Origin of the sequence: Mucilaginibacter sp. L3T2-6, from assembly GCF_030519355.1 — a bacterium.
Taxonomy (GTDB): Bacteria; Bacteroidota; Bacteroidia; order Sphingobacteriales; family Sphingobacteriaceae; genus Mucilaginibacter.
On sequence record NZ_JAUMKC010000009.1, the window covers coordinates 90,013 to 107,627 of the forward strand.

Genomic DNA, 17,615 nt, shown 5'->3' on the forward strand with positions numbered 1-17,615 from the left:
CAGCTGCTGATTATCAGAGTACTACGCAATAAAAAAGGCTGCTTCAACCGAAGCAGCCTTTTTTATTAGTTCAATCCGGTTATCTCAAATCTTTCTTTCCAAAGTCGATAATTACCGGGGTTGCTACGCAGATTGAAGAGTAGGTACCAAAGCATACACCAATCAATAATGCGAATGAGAACCCGCGGATGGTATCACCACCGAAGATGAATAATACCAGCAAAATTAACACTACCGTTAAAGCGGTGATAACCGTACGGCTAAGCGTGTTGTTGATCGCATCGTTGATAACAACTTTAGGTTCATCAGTTTTTGCATGGTGCAGGTGAAGGAATTCCCTGATACGGTCAAACACTACCACTGTATCGTTAATAGAGTAACCGATAACCGTTAGTATTGCCGCGATAAACGCCTGGTCGATATCCAGCGAGAACGGCAGCACATCCTTGAATAAAGAGAAGAACGACAATACCATCAGGGCATCGTGTGCAGTTGCCACCATCGCACCTAAACTGAATTGCCATTTGCGGAAACGTATGAAGATATACGCCGAAATGATAACAATAGCGAAAATAACTGTTAATGCCGCCGATTTTTTCAAGCCATTAGCGATGGTTGGGTCAACTTTCGACTCAACGCCAATGTTTGCGGCAGTAATTTTTGTTTTATCATTAGTGTTCAGTGCCTTTATCAATGCATCTTTAACTTTCGCATCGGTATTGGGGTCAGTGCTATTGATCAGATATTTAGTGGTGATGCTCAACCTGTCGGCGCCAAAGGTTTTCACCTCATTACCTTCACCCAGGTATTTGTTTACGATAGGGCGAACATCTTCGGTAGTCACATTCGGATTGTTGAATTTAATCACGTAGTTATGACCGCCAACAAAGTCAACACCATAATTAAAGCCCTGGGTTGACATTGATATGATGCCCGCAATGATAAACACTCCGGAGAAAATATAAAACTTAAAGCGGTTTTTTACGAAAGCGTAATTCGCGTTTTTAAAGGTGTGTGAGCTCCATGGGTTCGAGAATTTGATATCCCAGCCCTTTTCAAGCATGTATTCCAAAATGATCCTGGAAATCAACAGCGAGCAGAACAGCGATGTAACGATACCGATCATCAATGTAATGGCGAAACCCTGTATCGGTCCTGAGCCAAATATATAAAGGATCAAACCGGTAAGGAAGGTACTGATATTGGCGTCGAGGATGGATGACAAAGCGTGTCTGAAGCCGTCGGTTATCGCAATCCTGAGTGATTTGCCCAACGCCAGTTCTTCACGCACACGTTCATAAATTAATACGTTTGCATCCACCGAGATACCCAGCGTTAGTACGATACCCGCTACACCCGGCACGGTAAGCACTGCGCCGAGGCTGGTTAACACCCCCATCAGGAAGAAGATGTTCACGATAACGGCAATTACCGCAACGGTACCACCACGGTTGTAGTAAGCAATCATAAATACCAGCACCACCAGTAAGCCTACAAGGCATGATAATAAGCTGGCATGGATAGCTTCCTGTCCTAACGACGGACCTACAACTGCACTTGCACTGATATGTGTACGAACAGGCAGGCGGCCTGCTTTCAATACGTTGGCTAAGTCTTTTGCTTCTTCAATGGTAAAGTTACCTGCGATTGATGATATACCGCCTGCAATTTCATTTTGAACAACAGGGGCAGAATAAACGTTGTCGTCCAGAACAATGGCAACCGATTGCTTATTGTTAGGGTCGGCAGCTGCCTCGGCAGTTACGGAGCGCCATTTCTGTGCGCCGTCCGAGTTCATGATCATTACAACTTCGGGGCTGCCTTTTTGGTCGTAATCCTGGCGCGCGTCATTGATTACATCGCCCGCAAGTACAGGCCCGGCAGCGCCTACCAGTTTAATAGCATATAACTCAAATATCTTGGTTTTAGGATCCCGTGGTTTTACTCCCCAAAGGAACTTCATCGTTTGCGGCATAGAAGACTTAACCTCCGGGCTGCGGAAATAGCTGTTTATTTTTGCAGTGTCCTTAACATCGGCAAAGCCAACTACCGGGCCGGGTGCTAATTGTGTTTGCCCATCCTGCGCCTGGTAAGACGCTGGCTGCAAAATACTGAACAGGGGAGCCTGCTCAGCAAGCGAAAGCTTCTTGCTCAATGCAGAGGTATCTTTGGCGGTGCTTTTTTGAACCTTAGCTAAAAGAGACTGACCTGATTTACCTTTTGCAGTATCGGCCTTAGCAGGAGTTGCGGCAATTTTATTCTTCCCGGTATCGGCCTTAGTTGCTGCAGCCGCGGTTTTTGCGGTATCTTTCTTACCTGCTTTTATCTTAGCAGCCAGCAGGCTGTTGATATTGTTCAATACCGGATAAGCCTGCCTGTTATCAAATGTTTGATAAAACTCAAGCTTTGCAGTGGCTGATAATAGTTTACGCACGCGCTCCGGATCTTTTACTCCAGGTAACTCGATTAATATACGCTGAGTGGCAGGTTGCAATGAAATGTTAGCGTTGGCAACACCAAACTGGTCGATACGGGTGTTTATGGTGGTGTACGATTGCTGTACGGCAACTTTTGCCTGATCTTTCAGCCAGTTTTCAACTTCGCTGTTAGTAGCGTTAAACTTTATATGATCCTGGTTGTCTTTTGTTGAAAAGATGGCGGCCAGCTTTCCGTCCGGGCTTAGCTTTTCGTATTCCTCAACAAATAAGGTGATGTAGTCCTTTTGAACGGTGCCTTTGTTAACTATAGCTGTTGCATTCTTCAGGGCCTGGTTAAATACCACATCCTGGTTGTCGTTCGATAATTTTTTAACTAGCTCATCCAGCGAAATTTGCATCGTCACGCTCATACCGCCCTCTAAGTCCAAACCCAGGGCTAGTTCACGTTGTGCAACGTACTGGTAAGTGTGCTTAAAAATAGGATATACCGGTTGTGTTGAAATTGAATCCAGGTAAGCCTTATACTTTGTTGAATCGCCTTTGGCATATAACTGCGCATTCTTCTCAACGTTGTGCCCAACCCATGTGAATGACAGCTGGTAAATACATACCACAGCCAGCAGTATGGCGAAAAATTTAACAACCCCTTTTCCTTGCATTGTGTATTAAAATATGTAATAAATTAGTTTATAAGCATTTTAAATAAGACGGCAAATCTAATAAAAATTCGCAAGCATGAAATTTTTAATTAAAAACTGTTGCGGATGTGGATGGTTAAAGGTGAAAGGTTACCGGTTTATTTGCAACGCATTGATTTTCAATTATTAAATATTGTTGCTTTTTTTAAACTTTTTTAATGGAAGGTTGTTATCAAGCGACACCCTTCACCTTTCGCCTTTCACCTCAGCGAACCCGCTCATAGGTTATAAAGGAATAAGGCAATGAATTCTTTTCGTCCGGCTGATGGTCTTCGCGGGATATCTCTATCCAGTCCTGCTTGTAAATTTCCGGGAAGAATGCGTCGCCGTCGAATTGTTTATGCACTACCGTGAGGTAGATCCTGTCGGTGAAGCTCATGGCCAGTTTATAAATCTCGGCGCCACCTACAATAAACACTTCTTTTTCATCTTTGCATAATTCAAGTGCGGCAGCCGGCGAGTTCACCACTTCACACCCTCCAATGGTTATAGCCTGGCGGGTCACAACAATATTCCTGCGGTTAGGTAAAGGCTTTCCGACAGATTCGTAGGTTTTACGGCCCATAATCACGCTGTGACCGGTGGTGATGGTTTTAAAGTGCTTCAGGTCGTTGGGCAGGTGCCACAACAATTTATTGTCCTTACCGATGGCACGATTTTCAGAAATTGCTACTACTATGGAGACGGTCATGGTTCAACACTGATTAAATGCGATGCTATCCAATCTTTTATTTCGTCAAACCTAATACTTCCGGTACTTGCAGCAATTGTCATATCATACTTTTCGTCCTCGGAGGCTAGTATATCTAGGTTCCCGTCTAGTAGTGTCAATCTCATCAATACAAATGCTATTCGCTTATTACCGTCCATGAACGGATGGTTGATGATTATGCTTTCAAAGATTGCTGTTGCTTTTTCTGCCGCGGTCGGATATAAGTCTTGTTGATCAAATGACGCATAAGGACGTGCCAAGCCCGCCAGTAGCGAACCCTCATCACGTATTCCCTTGCTACCTCCATATTTGTTGATAAGAATATTATGAAACCTTTCGGCTGTACTCAGGTCTATCATTTAGCCAATCGTTCAAGGAGTTTGTTATCTTCCGCAAGGATCTTTTTAAAATTATTATTAAGCCTGACTTCATCAGCGGATTGATGCTTAACGTCGTTCAAGTATTTAAGAATTTCCGGCAGCATATTCTCTGGCACCTCGTCAAGTATTTTTTGAATCCTGGTTTTTACTTCTAAAGCTGTCATATCCAAAATTACAAAATAATTCACTAAACAGCAACCACGCCCTTTATATGCGGCCATGGGTCATAATTCAGCAACTCGAAATCTTCGTACTTAAACGAGAATATATCCTTCACATCCGGATTAATCTTCATCGTTGGCAACGGTCTTGGCTCGCGGCTCAGTTGCAGTTGCGCTTGTTCAAGGTGATTGTTGTACAGATGCGCATCTCCAAAAGTGTGAATGAAGTCGCCGTAGTCTAAATCGCACACTTGCGCCATCATCATGGTAAGCAGCGCGTAAGATGCAATGTTAAAGGGCACACCCAAAAATATATCGGCGCTGCGCTGGTAGAGCTGACAGGATAATTTCCCTTTCGCTTCACCCTTCGCTGGGTTCGGCGGTTCTACATAAAACTGGAACAGGCTATGGCATGGCGGCAGCGCCATCTGGTTAACATCAGCAACATTCCATGCCGATACAATGATGCGGCGTGACTCGGGATTGGTTTTTAGCTGGCTTACCACCTGGGTGATCTGGTCTATATGTCCGCCGTCCGGCGTTGGCCATGAGCGCCACTGGTACCCGTAAACGGGACCGAGATTTCCTTCCGCATCGGCCCATTCATCCCAGATTCGAACCCCGTTATCTTTTAAATATTTGATATTGGTATCGCCGCTCAAAAACCAGATCAGCTCATGGATGATGGATTTAAGATGCAGCTTTTTAGTAGTTACCATCGGGAAGCCCTCCTTCAGGTTAAAGCGCATCTGGTAGCCGAACACACTTAAAGTGCCCGTGCCTGTACGGTCGTGCTTTTGCGCGCCGTTTTCCATCACATGCCTCATCAGGTCGAGATACTGTTTCATTTCGCTGCGTTGATTAGGTTGATTGGGGTGAATTAGTTGATTGAGTATTTAACACCGCCAACGCTTCACATGCCAATCAACAGAAATAATTAACAAATAAAAATAATCTAAACTGGTAAACCTACTTATGTTCAAAAATAGCGGGGGTGTTAATCATTCTTATCATCGTAACATCATAACTTTGCCACAGCTTCGGATAACGCTCATGAAATCTGTATGAAGATAGAATCAATGGCTGACGAAGGTGTTCCGTTTTTGCACACGGAACACCTGGAATACTATGAAAGATATTGACTATCAGTTTATTGTGTTTATTTTTATTGTAAATATCTGATAACCAGGCTGTTGAATATTTGAGCTTTTTCGAACATACGTAATTAGTCAACCCAATCCATTTGCAATGCTCATTTTTCCCAATGCCAAAATCAATATAGGTCTCAATATTATCAACCGCCGGGATGACGGTTATCATAACCTTGAAACTGTTTTTTACCCGGTCGGCATCAAAGATGCACTTGAGATTGTTGCCGCTGATGAATTGAGCTTTGAGTCTTCGGGGCTGGAAATTCCGGGCAGGGCAGAGGATAACCTTTGCCTAAAAGGCTACCAATTGCTTAAAAAGGACTTCGACCTGCCGCCGGTAAAAATTCATCTGCACAAACATATTCCAATAGGCGCAGGGCTCGGCGGCGGATCGGCGGACGCCGCGTTCTTTATCCGCCTGGTTGACCAAAACTTTAATTTAAAAATGAGCGACGAGCAAATGATCGGCTATGCCCGCCGGCTTGGGGCCGATTGCGCATTCTTTATTCAAAATAAACCGGTGTTTGCTTTTGAGAAAGGAGATGAATTTGAATCGATACGGCTCGACCTTTCAAAATATGAAATCGTCGTGGTCATGCCTCCGGTTCATGTTTCTACCGCCGAAGCCTATCGCGGGGTTACACCGGCGCAGGTTAACGATTCGCTGATGGACCTGATTTACGAACCTGTTAATGAATGGAAGAAATTTATTAAAAATGATTTTGAAGTATCAGTATTTAAAAATCACCCGGAGATAAGAGGGGTGAAGGCTGCTTTGTATGAGGCTGGGGCGATTTATGCCAGCATGAGCGGGAGCGGGGCATCGGTGTTTGGGATATTTGAAGATACCCCGGATCTGAGCGCGCTGGAAGCGGAGAATAAAATTTTTTATTGCTGATGCCTGAACCGGATATGCGATTAAGCGGATTTTAACGATTTGGATGTAGACTGGTTTTTGGAAATAATCCTCTTCGCTAAAATCCGTTAATCCCCGGTTCAGAAAATTAAACGCCTGCATCCTCGCTCACGCCTTTACCAAAGCCCTCGGCCCAATCTGCATCGCCCCAACCTTTGGCAACGGCGCTTAACAAACGGTTGTGAACCGTTGAAACGGTTGGCATCGGTGTCTCACTCTGCTGTGATAGTTTCAATGCAATACGCGCGTCCTTATAGCCTAATTTTGCCTTAAAACCTACAGGGGTGTATTGCTTGCCGGCAATCTGCTTTCCATAATTCTGAAATATCGGTGCATTAAAAATTGTCGAGCCAAAAAACTCCGCCACCTTCATCCGGTCAAGTCCGTTCTTCTCAGCCAGGGTATAGGCTTCTGCCATCATCTCGAGCGAGGCCATGATCATAAAATTGCCCGCCACTTTTACCACGTTGGCGCCGCCGGGCTCCTCGCCAAAATCGAACACGCCCTGGCCCATGGCCTCGAGCAGTGGCTTCGCCATTTCCTTTGCCTCCTGCGGGCCGGAAGTACATATCCAGAGCTTCTTCGCAGCTGCAGCTTCCGGCCTGCCAAACACGGGCGCAGCCAGGTAGGTTGATCCGTTTTTTTTGTGAGCGTCTGAAAGTAACTTTGCGGTATCGGGAGCGATAGTGCTCATAGAAATATGAAGCCCATTTTCAGGCAGTCTTTTCAGGATGCCCTCGTCACCCAGAACGGTCTCTTTCAATACCTCATCTTCTGACAGCATGGTAATAATTATTTCCATGCCATCGGCCGCTTCAGCAGGGGAATGGCATTTGGTAACGGAGGCCAGGCCGAGTTCATCTGCTTTTGAAATTGTCCGGTTGTAAACCTGCAGGTGATAGCCCGCTGCGATTAAATTCTTAGCCATTGGCATACCCATGTGGCCGAGCCCGATAAATCCTATTTTGTTAGTCATATTTTAATTAATGTAATCTTTGTCGTCTTCACTTAGTGTACTGGATGGTCCTTTGTCATAATTGTTATCGGTAGGGTCACCGCCAAGCTTCCTTACTTTCTTCGGCCTTCCCACCAGCACGCCGAGCACGAAAGATATGACTGCTACGAAAAGCAGCACCAATAGTTTTGACATTAGAAACGTGGCCCATAAAAATTTAAAATAAACGGCGCCTGCATTCTGCATCAGGATTACTGTTAGCAGGATGGTGATAAGAATGATGATGATGGTTTTTATTCTCATGGTGATTTAGTTTAACATTTAATACAATATCCGGTTTTTTAATGTGGAATAAAAATCGGCGGAATCTTTGGTTCCGGCATTGTGGAATCCGGCAACAGGTAACATGTTTTTTGATGTAGTTTTTGTCTTATCCGGGCGTCAGGATTTTTCGGAAAATTTGAATCCGTCAATGTGAAATTTTACTTCTGTTAAGAATGCTTATCTGTTCAGTGTGGTTCGTTAAAAACCATCCTGAGAGTGGGAAGATTTTTTCGTAGAAATTACACCAAACCCTGATCATTCGTTTAACGGCTCGTTTAACTTTTTGCGGTGAAAAAAGCCTTTAAAAATTCAGTAAAATTTATGGCAGAATTTTTTGCCCGCATACAATCAGCAAAAAATATCGATTTTCAAGAAGCTCTGATAAAGCAATATCAGTACACTTAGTCAGAATACGCTCCCGGATCTTATAAATTGATTTTTAAGTTTAAAATATATTAAATAAATAATTGATTTACAATAAAATATGATACTTAAAATTATCTCTAAAAGTCCTATGCTAAAATAATTAGCTTTTAAGATTGTTAAAATTATAATTTAGTTAAATTAATAATTTATATAAAAATTATTAATCATTTCATTTATAATAAAATAACTTTTTAAATATAATTACAAGTATTGCTATTTTGCATAAAAAACGTCAATCAGTTACATGTTGAGGCTGGGTGGTTTGCAGTTTAGCCTCAATAAATAATAATACACTTAGTCAAATTTGCTATTTTGCTTTAATCGCTGCGAAAATGTGCCGGACGTATAATTTCATTGCTGAGAATCAGAATGCGGCACAGCGCCTGAAACAGGCTTTCAGGAGGAGCTGATTTTCTCCCCCACCCTGGCGCAAAGGAGGTGATGCAATCAATTGGAATAGGGGAAGTGCTCCGGTTTCAGACTGAAGTGGCGGCTAAAATAGTAGCCCCGATCAGGATTTAGTCCTGCGCCTGGCTACTTGTTTCTGCGCTACCGGGTATAGAAAAATCGTCGATAAAAGTATCACTGCACCCACCCAAAATCCGGCTGTCATTTTGTTTATGTCCCGGAAAAAAACAAAGGATAATATGATGCCATATACTGGCTCAAGATTGGTAATAAGCGCCACGCGAAACGCAGAAAGTTCGCGCATTACCGATACGCCTGCAACATAAGCAAGCGATGTGCAGACCGTGCCGAGGATAAGCAGGTAGCCGATGTCTGCTCCTTTCAGTATCATGGATTCGTTAAATCCTCCGGTAAAAAGCAGGTAAATGGTAATCCATAAAAGCGCTCCGGATAACTCGTAAAATGCAATAAATGGCGCTTCGAATTTTTTAACCTGCCGGGAGTTAATAATGGAAAACAGGCTGGCGCAAACTGCGCTTAACAGGCCTGTCTCTATACCCTTAGTGTACCGGCTCTCAAATTTAAAGATTGTGGCTATTCCTAATATGATCAAAACGCCCGCCAGAATTTGCAGGCGCGAAATACGGCTTTTGTTTATCAGCGGCTCAAAAACTGCAGTGAATAAAGTGATGGATGAAAGGCAGACTAAAGTTACCGGAACGGTAGATAATTTGATAGAGGCGAAGAACAATATCCAGTGTCCGCCCACCAGCGCGCCGGTAAAAATTAGTTGGAAAAAGCTTTTCCAGCCCAGGCTTAGCCCGGTTTTATTGACTTTAAAATATAAGAATAATGATGCCGAAGCAATGAGCACGCGGTACCAAACCAGGCTTACTGCAGAGATAGAAATGAGCGCCCCGAGTATCCCCGTAAAGCCCCAGATAAAAACAGTAAAATGAAGAATTAACAGGTTTTTGTTAAGCGCTGAAGAAGTGTTTTTGGGGGTCATTATTTAGGTGCTTTGGCCAGCAAATATAAGCCAACCAAGCCAAATATACCGTTAGGCATACATACCGCCAGGAATGGCGCCATGCTTCCTTTTACGGCAAAGACCAGCGCAAACCGGTCTATCACAATATAGGCAAAACACAAAAATATACCGATCCCCAAAGGCAGTCCTATCCCTCCCCGCACCTTCCTGGAAGACATAGAAACACCGATCAGCGTGAGTACATAGGATGACAACGGGTATATAAATCGCCGGTACTTTTCGTAAAGCATCTCCTTTAAAGCACCCGTTCCTCTCACTTTTTCTTTAACAATATTACGGTTAAGATCCTTTGTTGACATAGCAGTGTACACGTTATCGTAATGGATAAAGTCGACCGGGCGCATATCCAATACGGTATCTTTTGAACGGTTTGTGCTATCTACCCATTTTTCTTTAAGGCCATTTACGTATTTAATGGTGTAGCCTTTTAATGTCCAAACCCGCTTTAATGAGTCGTAAACAATGGAATTGGCCAGGAGCTTTTCGCGCAGCGTGTCGCCGTTAAATTTCTCCATTATAAACTTATAGCCGGTGTGTATAGAGTTGTCGAACGATTCAACATACACAAATGTATGCTTATCCAGTTGTATGTGCACCTCGCTTTTTGTGGGGTCATCTCCATTAAACTGGTGCGAATTTTCGAAGCTGATTTTAAGATTGTTGGTATAGGGTATCAGGTAAACATTTGCGAAAAGTGAAACGATAAAAATTAAGGTTGCGCAAACAAAGTAAGGCCTCAGGAAACGGTTAAAGCTCGCCTTCCCGCTTAATATCGGGACGATTTCCGTTTGATTAGCCATCTTGGCCGTGAAGAATATTACAGCCAGGAAGTTGATCAGCGGAGACAGCAGGTTGATGTAAAATGGGATGAACCCTGCATAGTATTTAAATATTATTTCATCAAGCGAAGAGTGGTTTTTAAGAAAGTTATCCAGGTGCTCAGATATATCGAAAACAACCGTCACCACCACGAAAATGCCCAGCGTAAATACGAATGTGCCAAGATATTTCCGGATAATAAACCGATCAATGGTTTTTATATATCTGCCTATAAACTCCTTCATTTATAATCTTTGCGATAAACGGTTGACCATGGCGTTCTTCCAGCTGTAAAACTCTCCGGCTATTATTTTATTGCGCGCTTCGCCAACCAGCCATAAATAAAAATGCAGGTTGTGCAGCGTGGCAATCTGTGCGCCCAGCATCTCGCCCGAATGTATTAAATGGCGTAAATATGCTTTGGTATAGGCTTTATCAGCCAGCAAATCGCTATTTGCCTCAATAGGCGAAAAATCATTTTTCCACTTTTCGTTCTTAATGTTAATGATGCCGTCTTTAGTAAAAAGCATGCCGTTACGGGCATTCCGGGTAGGCATTACGCAATCAAACATATCAATTCCGAGGGCAATATTTTCCAAAATATTTACCGGAGTACCTACACCCATTAGGTAACGAGGCTTTTGTTCGGGCAAAATATCGCAAACAATCTCGGTCATTGCATACATTTCTTCGGCGGGTTCGCCTACTGAAAGGCCGCCGATAGCGTTCCCTTCCCGCTCAAAACTTGCTATGGTTTCTGCCGATTTTACACGCAGATCCTTATAAACCGAGCCCTGAACAATCGGAAAAAGTGTCTGATCGTATCCATATTTGGGTGCTTTATGGTCAAATCTCTCACAGCAGCGCTTCAGCCAGCGGTGGGTCATTTCTATTGAACGGCGGGCGTAATGATATTCGCAGGGATAAGGCGTACACTCGTCAAAAGCCATAATGATATCCGCACCGATGGTACGCTGGGTATCCATTACATTTTCCGGCGTAAATAAGTGTTTAGATCCATCAATATGCGAGCGGAAGGTAACGCCTTCCTCTTTAATTTTCCGTACTTCGGTTAACGAATATACCTGGTAGCCGCCGCTATCGGTAAGAATTGGGCCATCCCATCCATTAAATTTATGCAGGCCCCCGGCTTTTTCAAGCGTGTCCAGGCCGGGCCTTAAATATAAATGGTAGGTATTGCCAAGTATGATCTGTGCTTTTATATCGTTCTCCAGCTCATGCTGATGAACAGCCTTTACGGTACCTGCCGTACCTACGGGCATAAAAATAGGCGTTTGAATTGTACCGTGAGCAGTAGTAATCTCACCAGCCCTGGCCTTTGAAAGCGGGTCTTTTGCTGTTAAATTGAACTTCATTATGAGGATGCAAAGGTAAGTAATTAGTTGTAACGGTTGTAGTGCTTGCAGAACTTGTAGAGCCGGTGGCTTTGAAACCCTGCCGCAGCGTTTATTACAGGCCTGACTAGAAAACTAAAGTAGCAGACTTAATACTTCGGGTTTATCAGTACAAGCCGGACATTGCAGGCTCCAATTGGTTGATCTTAATTTAAAGCAGCTTTAAGTTATGCAAGTAAAGCAAAAAGTACCAATTTTAACTTCTAAGTCAGCCCCAATCAACCATATAGCTCCCGCATTTATAACCTCTTCAACCACTACAACTTATTACAACTTATTACAACTTCTTTTAACTTAATCCAACTAAATTCCCGAACTTCGCGCATTATTTTTCAAGGATTTGGAAACATATATACACGACGCGTTATTCATTCTTTTTCAACTTTGCTTTTTAACTCAACTGTACTTTCTGATTGCAAGACAGAGCAAATTAAACCGCTACCAGGTTTCTGAAAAACAACCGGCAGCGCTGATCCCGGTATCTGTAATTATAAGCGCCCGCAACGAAGCGGCAAACCTGCGCGAACACCTGCCGTCCATACTCGCACAAAACTACCCTGACTTCGAAGTGGTAGTAATTAATGATTGCTCCTATGACGATTCGGGTGATGTACTTGATGAGTTTAAAGAAAAATATCCGCACCTTAAAGTAGTAACTATTACAGAACACGAGCGCTTTAAAACCGGTAAAAAGTTTGCGCTTACTCTTGGCATAAAAGCCGCGAAAAACGAATATTTGTTATTTACTGATGCGGATTGTGTGCCCGCTTCCGAGTATTGGATAAGCCACATGGCAGCTAATTTTAAACGGCCGGATCAGATTGTGCTGGGCTATTCTCCGTATAAAAAAACGCGCAATTTTTTAAATCCGTTTGTCCGTTTCGAAACCATAAAGACCGCCATCAACTATTTCTCGTCAGCTGTTATCGGGGACGCATATATGGGCATAGGGCGAAACCTGGCCTATACCAAAACTTTGTTTTTTGGCGCAAAAGGCTTTGCCGCGCACATGCACGTGCTGTCAGGCGACGACGATTTATTCGTCAACCAAAATGCAACGCCGGTCAATACCGCTATCGAAATTAACCCTGATTCGTTTGTTTATACTGATGCCAAAACATCTTTAAAAGCACTTTTCCGTCAAAAAAAGCGACATTTTGGGGTCGGGAAATTGTATAAGGCCAGGCACCGCCGTATGCTCAGCATTGATGCACTAAGCGGTTTTCTGTTCTATATTTTATTAACAATTAGCTTAGTTTTCAACTTTGAGCCGCTGTTAGCACTCGGTTTGTTTATGTTTAGGCTGATTTTTCAGTTTGTAATATATGGTAAGCTATTTAAGCGTTTAGATGGCAGGGATTTGTTATGGTGTCTTCCGTTTTTAGACGCCGTTTACTATATTTACTTAAATACTTTTGGGTTGATTGGGACTTTTATAAAAACTACTCAATGGAAATAAATTCGAATTTTACCGAGAACGCAAAAAATGACTTTCACCTCGTTGTAAGGGCCCGCCAGGGTGACCAGAAGGCGTACGCTGATTTGATGCACAGGTATAAGGATTCCATTTATTTTATGGTGCTGAAAATGGTAAATAATAAGGAAGACGCCATGGACCTTACCGTGGAAACCTTTGCCAAGGCCTTTGAGAAACTGGAGAAATATCAGCCGGATTTTGCTTTTAGTACCTGGCTTTTTCGTGTGGCGACCAATAACTGTATCGATTTTATCCGTAAGAAAAAGCTAAATACCATGTCGATTCATGGTATGACCGACGAGGATGGCGAGGAAAAACAGCTGCAGATCAAAGCCGATGTGCTCAACCCGGAAGAAACTTCTATAAAAAAACAGCAGACCCAGGAACTGAGGACCCTGATCGAGAGCCTTCCGCCGCGGTATCGCAATCTGATCACGTTACGTTATTTCGACGAACTTTCATACGAAGAAATTGCCCAGCAACTCGACCTGCCTTTAGGCACAGTAAAGGCGCAGCTTTTCAGGGCGCGTTACCTGCTTGGCAATATCATAAACCGTTTTAACAGGGATGATATCTGAGCAGCTGTTAAAATATTTCCCACATCTTACCGCGCAGCAGCAACATCAATTTAACAGCCTGCCCGAACTTTACGCCTTTTGGAATAACCAGATAAACGTCATATCCCGCAAGGACATTGAATCTCTTGGCGAACGCCACGTTTTACATTCGCTTGGTATTGCCAAAGTGCTGGAATTTTTACCCGGCGAGAATATAATGGATGTAGGCACCGGTGGCGGATTTCCTGGTATACCGTTAGCTATAATGTTCCCAGAGACTGATTTTCACCTGGTGGATTCCATAGGGAAAAAGATAAAAGTGGTGCAGGAAGTCGCAAAGGCTGCTGGCTTAAAAAACGTACGGGCGAGCCACTTGCGCGCTGAACAGGTAAATGAAAAGTTCAATTTTGTGGTATCGCGTGCGGTAACCCAACTGAAGGATTTTTACCCATGGGTGCGCGGTAAATTCAAGAAGGAATCCAGGAACAAACTTGCCAACGGTATCCTTTATCTCAAAGGAGGCGACCTTTCGGATGAAATAAAAGAATCAGGCCTGAAAGTTACCCAATATCAGCTGAAAGATTATTTTGATGAAGAGTTCTTCGAGACCAAACAGGTAATTTATGTTAAGGGATGATGATCAGGTGTGCCCTGAAATCCTGAAAAATAATTCTACGTTGCCGGCGGCTAATCCGGTTCATCCTGACGACTTTTAACGCACTATTTAGCCAGCGTTTTAACATTCACCCTGGCCAGTTGTCTTTGTTTTAGTTTCCCGAAATCATGCTTAATATTATAATCGAGCGTGGCGGAAGTCCAATACCCGCAATCGATCACACGCCGGATAGTCATCAGCGGATCGCCGGGGTCGCGCGGCTCACTTAACTGGAAAGCTGCTAAAAAACCAAGGGTGTGCAATTCAGGTAAATTCTTTGAATTCCATAAACCGTACGGATAAGCAAAATATTTTACGGGTTTACCGGTAATAGCTTCCAGCTTTTTTGTCGGTTTGTCAACCTGGGTTTCCCAGGCTGTGCCCTGTAGTTTTTTAAAGTTTACATGATCTTGCGTGTGGCTCGCTATTACGTTCCCTTCATCAGAAAGCTGTTTTATTTGTTTCCGGTCCATATAATGCCGGTTCTTGCCAATGTTTGTATTTACAATGAAATAAACGCCTTTAAAATTATACTTCATTAGCTCCGGCCGTGCTACCTGGTATTGGTCGCCGTCGGTATCGTCGAAGGTAAGCATGATAGGTTTGGCAGGCAACGCAGTTCCCCTGGTAAGATAATCATACAGCTGATCGGGCAGAATGGTATGATAACCACTGTCGGCCAGCATTTTTATATGTGCTTTAAAAGTTGCGGGCGGAATGATATAATCTTTATCAATTTGCCGGTCGCTGGCCCGCCAGTCGCGTATTTGGTGATAGCACAAAACCGGTACCTGTTTGCGCGCCAGAACGGCGGTATTGTCTATCGGCTGACTCCATACAGCAAAAGAATAAAAGAAAAATGAGGCGAGGGGAATAAGGCGCTTAAACACTGAAAATAAAGATTTATCAAAAATAAAAAAAGGTTTTCAATGTAATTGCAGCAGTGAAACAATTAAAAAATTAAAGCAGTATGTTCCACCGCATTCACAATATTTTTCAACTAAAAAGAGGATCGGGTTATACAACAAATTGCCGAGACGGTTGCCGTATGCTTTATGATCGATAAAGCCCTTTCCTTCCAAAACCCGCACTACGGTTGATACGGTATTATACGCCGGCTTTGGGTCGGGCATTTTTTCAATAATGTCTTTTGCAACCCCTTCTTTTAACTGCCACAGGATTTGCATTACCTGTTTCTCGGCCTTAGCGAGTTCCTTCATATTCATAGCGAACTATTTTAATAGTTAAGTCAACACATAAACTATTTTTATAGTTTTCAAACTATTTTACAGTTACTTAATTTATTTTTTTCTGACTTTGCTAAAATTGTTAGGATTTTTCTATTTTAGTCGATGATTCAGCCGGACTATGATCTTTCGGCTGTTTAAACCAAACATGTCGCTGCTTTACCGTGTTGCTTTAACTTACGTAAAAAATATTGGCCCTACGCTGGCTAAATCACTGATTGCTTATTTCGGCGATGCTGAAAGTGTTTTCAAAGTACCGGCACGACGGCTATTGAAAGTACCCGGCATAGGGGAGAGGACCATCAGCCAGCTTGACTTTGATATGGCCTTGAAAAAGGCAGAAGGCGAACTAAACTTTATTGAGCGGAATGAGATAGAAGTGATTTTTTACACCGATAGTAAATACCCCAAACGCTTAAAAGCCTGCAATGATTCACCGGTTTTATTATACGCAAAGGGAAATATCGATTTCAGCGCCCAATACGTGGTGAGCGTAGTGGGCACCCGTAATGCCACGGAATACGGCAAACACTTGTGCCGCTTATTGATAGAGGAATTACAACAGCACAATGTGTTGGTGGTGAGCGGTCTGGCTTTGGGTATTGACGTGGCTATTCATAAGGAATGCCTAAAACACAATGTGCCGACTATTGGCGTGGTGGGCCACGGTTTGGACAGGTTATATCCAAGCCAGAATAGGGCAACTGCTGAAAAGATGCTGGAGAACGGCGGGCTTTTAACCGAATATCCTTCAGGCACCATCCCCGACAGGGAGAACTTCCCGCAACGAAACCGCATAGTTGCAGGTATTGCCGATGCCACCATTGTTGTAGAGGCTGGTATAAAGGGAGGTGCACTCATCACAGCCGAAATTGCAAACTCCTATAACCGCGATGTATTTGCTTTTCCGGGCAGAATAGGCGACGACTATTCCGAGGGCTGTAACTTTTTGATACGCAACAATAAAGCACAACTGCTTACCTGCGCTGCGGATTTGACCTATAGCCTTGGGTGGGAGAAAGCCGAAAACGCAAAGCCGGCAGTTGAACAGTATGTATTACCGCTTGATTTGCTGCCTGATGAAAGCATGATCCTTAACTTTATTAAACAAAACAATGGCCCGCTGGCGATAGATGACCTGTCCCTTAAAACTAATATGCCAACCAGTAAGCTGGCTATGAATTTATTGAATATGGAGATGCAAGGGTATATCCGTTCGTTGCCGGGGAAGACGTATTGTATATCTTAAGCAGATCATAGTCATTGCTGGAGTTTATAACCTCCCAGCAATGACAAGTGACTAATGACTGCTCATCCGTTAGGCCAGCTAAAATATACCAGTTTGCCCATTCCTTTGCTTACCTCCGCCCAGGCATCAACTTCAAAATCAATTACCGCAACGCAGCTGGTATGTACTTCGCGTGCTTCACCGGTAAGGTATTGAAGTATGTAGGCTATTCCGGGATTATGCCCCACTAACGCAATAAAGTTAAACTCATCGGGAAAATCATTAATTACATTCAGCAGCGTTTGCTCGCTGGCCATGTAAACTAACTTGCTTTTGGTTGGGGCCGGTAAACCCAAATGGTCGGCAAATATTTCGGCAGTGGTGACCGTCCTTAACGCGGAACTGGCTATAATCAATTCCGGTATGATTGATTTTTCTTTCAAACGGTCGGCCATATAGCCGGCGTCCTGCATACCGATATATTTAAGCGGCCTGGCAGAATCTTTTCCTCCTGTCTCTTTTTCGGCCTTTGCATGCCTTACCAGCAATAACTTTTTCATGAATTGGTATTTAAAAAATCAGCGCTAATTTCATGAA

General features: G+C 43.4%; 18 protein-coding genes. 5 read left to right on the plus strand and 13 right to left on the minus strand.

Annotated elements, in window-relative coordinates:
• Positions 1-79: 79 nt before the first annotated feature.
• The 5 genes from secDF to Q3W13_RS11985 form a co-directional block, all read right to left on the minus strand.
• Positions 80-3,097 carry a protein translocase subunit SecDF gene (gene secDF, locus Q3W13_RS11965; RefSeq protein ID WP_302864059.1) on the minus strand — a complete coding sequence of 1,006 codons (3,018 nt, stop codon included), beginning with the start codon at positions 3,095-3,097 and terminating at the stop codon, positions 80-82.
• Positions 3,098-3,341: 244 nt separating this feature from the next.
• Positions 3,342-3,827, minus strand: coding sequence for a dihydrofolate reductase (locus Q3W13_RS11970; protein WP_302864064.1), 486 nt, complete (start codon positions 3,825-3,827; stop codon positions 3,342-3,344).
• Positions 3,824-4,207, minus strand: a complete 384-nt coding sequence (locus tag Q3W13_RS11975) for a type II toxin-antitoxin system death-on-curing family toxin (RefSeq protein WP_302864066.1) — start codon at positions 4,205-4,207, stop codon at positions 3,824-3,826. Before Q3W13_RS11975 ends, Q3W13_RS11970 begins: the two co-directional genes overlap by 4 nt.
• Positions 4,204-4,392: a hypothetical protein gene (locus Q3W13_RS11980; protein WP_302864067.1), complete on the minus strand. Its 189-nt coding sequence runs from the start codon at positions 4,390-4,392 to the stop codon at positions 4,204-4,206. The genes Q3W13_RS11975 and Q3W13_RS11980 overlap by 4 nt, the downstream gene beginning before the upstream one ends.
• Before the next feature lie 23 nt (positions 4,393-4,415).
• A complete protein-coding gene (locus Q3W13_RS11985) occupies positions 4,416-5,237 on the minus strand; it encodes a thymidylate synthase (RefSeq protein WP_302864068.1) in 822 nt (273 codons plus the stop codon).
• Positions 5,238-5,637: 400 nt separating this feature from the next.
• Between Q3W13_RS11985 and ispE the strand changes: the two genes are divergently transcribed.
• The gene (ispE, locus tag Q3W13_RS11990; RefSeq protein ID WP_302864069.1) at positions 5,638-6,438 is read left to right on the plus strand and encodes a 4-(cytidine 5'-diphospho)-2-C-methyl-D-erythritol kinase; all 801 of its coding nucleotides are present in this window, start codon (positions 5,638-5,640) and stop codon (positions 6,436-6,438) included.
• A 106-nt stretch (positions 6,439-6,544) separates the two neighbouring features.
• Here ispE and Q3W13_RS11995 read toward each other — a convergent pair whose 3' ends face one another.
• The 5 genes from Q3W13_RS11995 to tgt form a co-directional block, all read right to left on the minus strand.
• On the minus strand, positions 6,545-7,432 hold the full coding sequence (locus tag Q3W13_RS11995; protein WP_302864071.1) for an NAD(P)-dependent oxidoreductase: 888 nt from the start codon (positions 7,430-7,432) through the stop codon (positions 6,545-6,547).
• Positions 7,433-7,435: 3 nt separating this feature from the next.
• Complete coding sequence (locus Q3W13_RS12000; RefSeq protein WP_302864073.1) at positions 7,436-7,714, minus strand: LapA family protein; 279 nt, start codon at positions 7,712-7,714, stop codon at positions 7,436-7,438.
• Between the two features lie 958 nt (positions 7,715-8,672).
• Positions 8,673-9,578, minus strand: coding sequence for a DMT family transporter (locus Q3W13_RS12005; protein ID WP_302864076.1), 906 nt, complete (start codon positions 9,576-9,578; stop codon positions 8,673-8,675).
• Positions 9,578-10,684, minus strand: a complete 1,107-nt coding sequence (locus Q3W13_RS12010) for an LptF/LptG family permease (protein ID WP_302864077.1) — start codon at positions 10,682-10,684, stop codon at positions 9,578-9,580. The genes Q3W13_RS12005 and Q3W13_RS12010 overlap by 1 nt, the downstream gene beginning before the upstream one ends.
• A complete protein-coding gene (gene tgt / locus Q3W13_RS12015) occupies positions 10,685-11,815 on the minus strand; it encodes a tRNA guanosine(34) transglycosylase Tgt (RefSeq protein WP_302864079.1) in 1,131 nt (376 codons plus the stop codon).
• Positions 11,816-12,194: 379 nt separating this feature from the next.
• On the opposite strand from tgt, the gene Q3W13_RS12020 reads away from it, so the two are divergent.
• The 3 genes from Q3W13_RS12020 to rsmG are packed head-to-tail and all read left to right on the plus strand — an operon-like array spanning position 12,195 to position 14,525.
• Positions 12,195-13,313, plus strand: coding sequence for a glycosyltransferase (locus Q3W13_RS12020; protein WP_302864081.1), 1,119 nt, complete (start codon positions 12,195-12,197; stop codon positions 13,311-13,313).
• The gene (locus Q3W13_RS12025) at positions 13,304-13,909 is read left to right on the plus strand and encodes an RNA polymerase sigma factor (RefSeq protein ID WP_302864083.1); all 606 of its coding nucleotides are present in this window, start codon (positions 13,304-13,306) and stop codon (positions 13,907-13,909) included. Before Q3W13_RS12020 ends, Q3W13_RS12025 begins: the two co-directional genes overlap by 10 nt.
• On the plus strand, positions 13,899-14,525 hold the full coding sequence (gene rsmG / locus Q3W13_RS12030; RefSeq protein WP_302864085.1) for a 16S rRNA (guanine(527)-N(7))-methyltransferase RsmG: 627 nt from the start codon (positions 13,899-13,901) through the stop codon (positions 14,523-14,525). The genes Q3W13_RS12025 and rsmG overlap by 11 nt, the downstream gene beginning before the upstream one ends.
• 83 nt (positions 14,526-14,608) lie before the next feature.
• Here rsmG and Q3W13_RS12035 read toward each other — a convergent pair whose 3' ends face one another.
• Positions 14,609-15,433 (minus strand): polysaccharide deacetylase family protein, encoded by an 825-nt coding sequence (locus Q3W13_RS12035; protein ID WP_302864088.1) that lies wholly within the window; start codon positions 15,431-15,433, stop codon positions 14,609-14,611.
• Positions 15,434-15,469: 36 nt separating this feature from the next.
• Complete coding sequence (locus Q3W13_RS12040) at positions 15,470-15,769, minus strand: BlaI/MecI/CopY family transcriptional regulator (RefSeq protein ID WP_302864089.1); 300 nt, start codon at positions 15,767-15,769, stop codon at positions 15,470-15,472.
• A 169-nt stretch (positions 15,770-15,938) separates the two neighbouring features.
• Here Q3W13_RS12040 and dprA point away from each other — a divergent pair, with 169 nt between their 5' ends.
• Positions 15,939-17,039, plus strand: coding sequence for a DNA-processing protein DprA (dprA, locus tag Q3W13_RS12045; RefSeq protein WP_302864092.1), 1,101 nt, complete (start codon positions 15,939-15,941; stop codon positions 17,037-17,039).
• A gap of 62 nt (positions 17,040-17,101) precedes the next feature.
• Here dprA and Q3W13_RS12050 read toward each other — a convergent pair whose 3' ends face one another.
• Positions 17,102-17,578, minus strand: a complete 477-nt coding sequence (locus tag Q3W13_RS12050; protein WP_302864094.1) for a histidine phosphatase family protein — start codon at positions 17,576-17,578, stop codon at positions 17,102-17,104.
• Between the last annotated feature and the right edge of the window lie 37 nt (positions 17,579-17,615).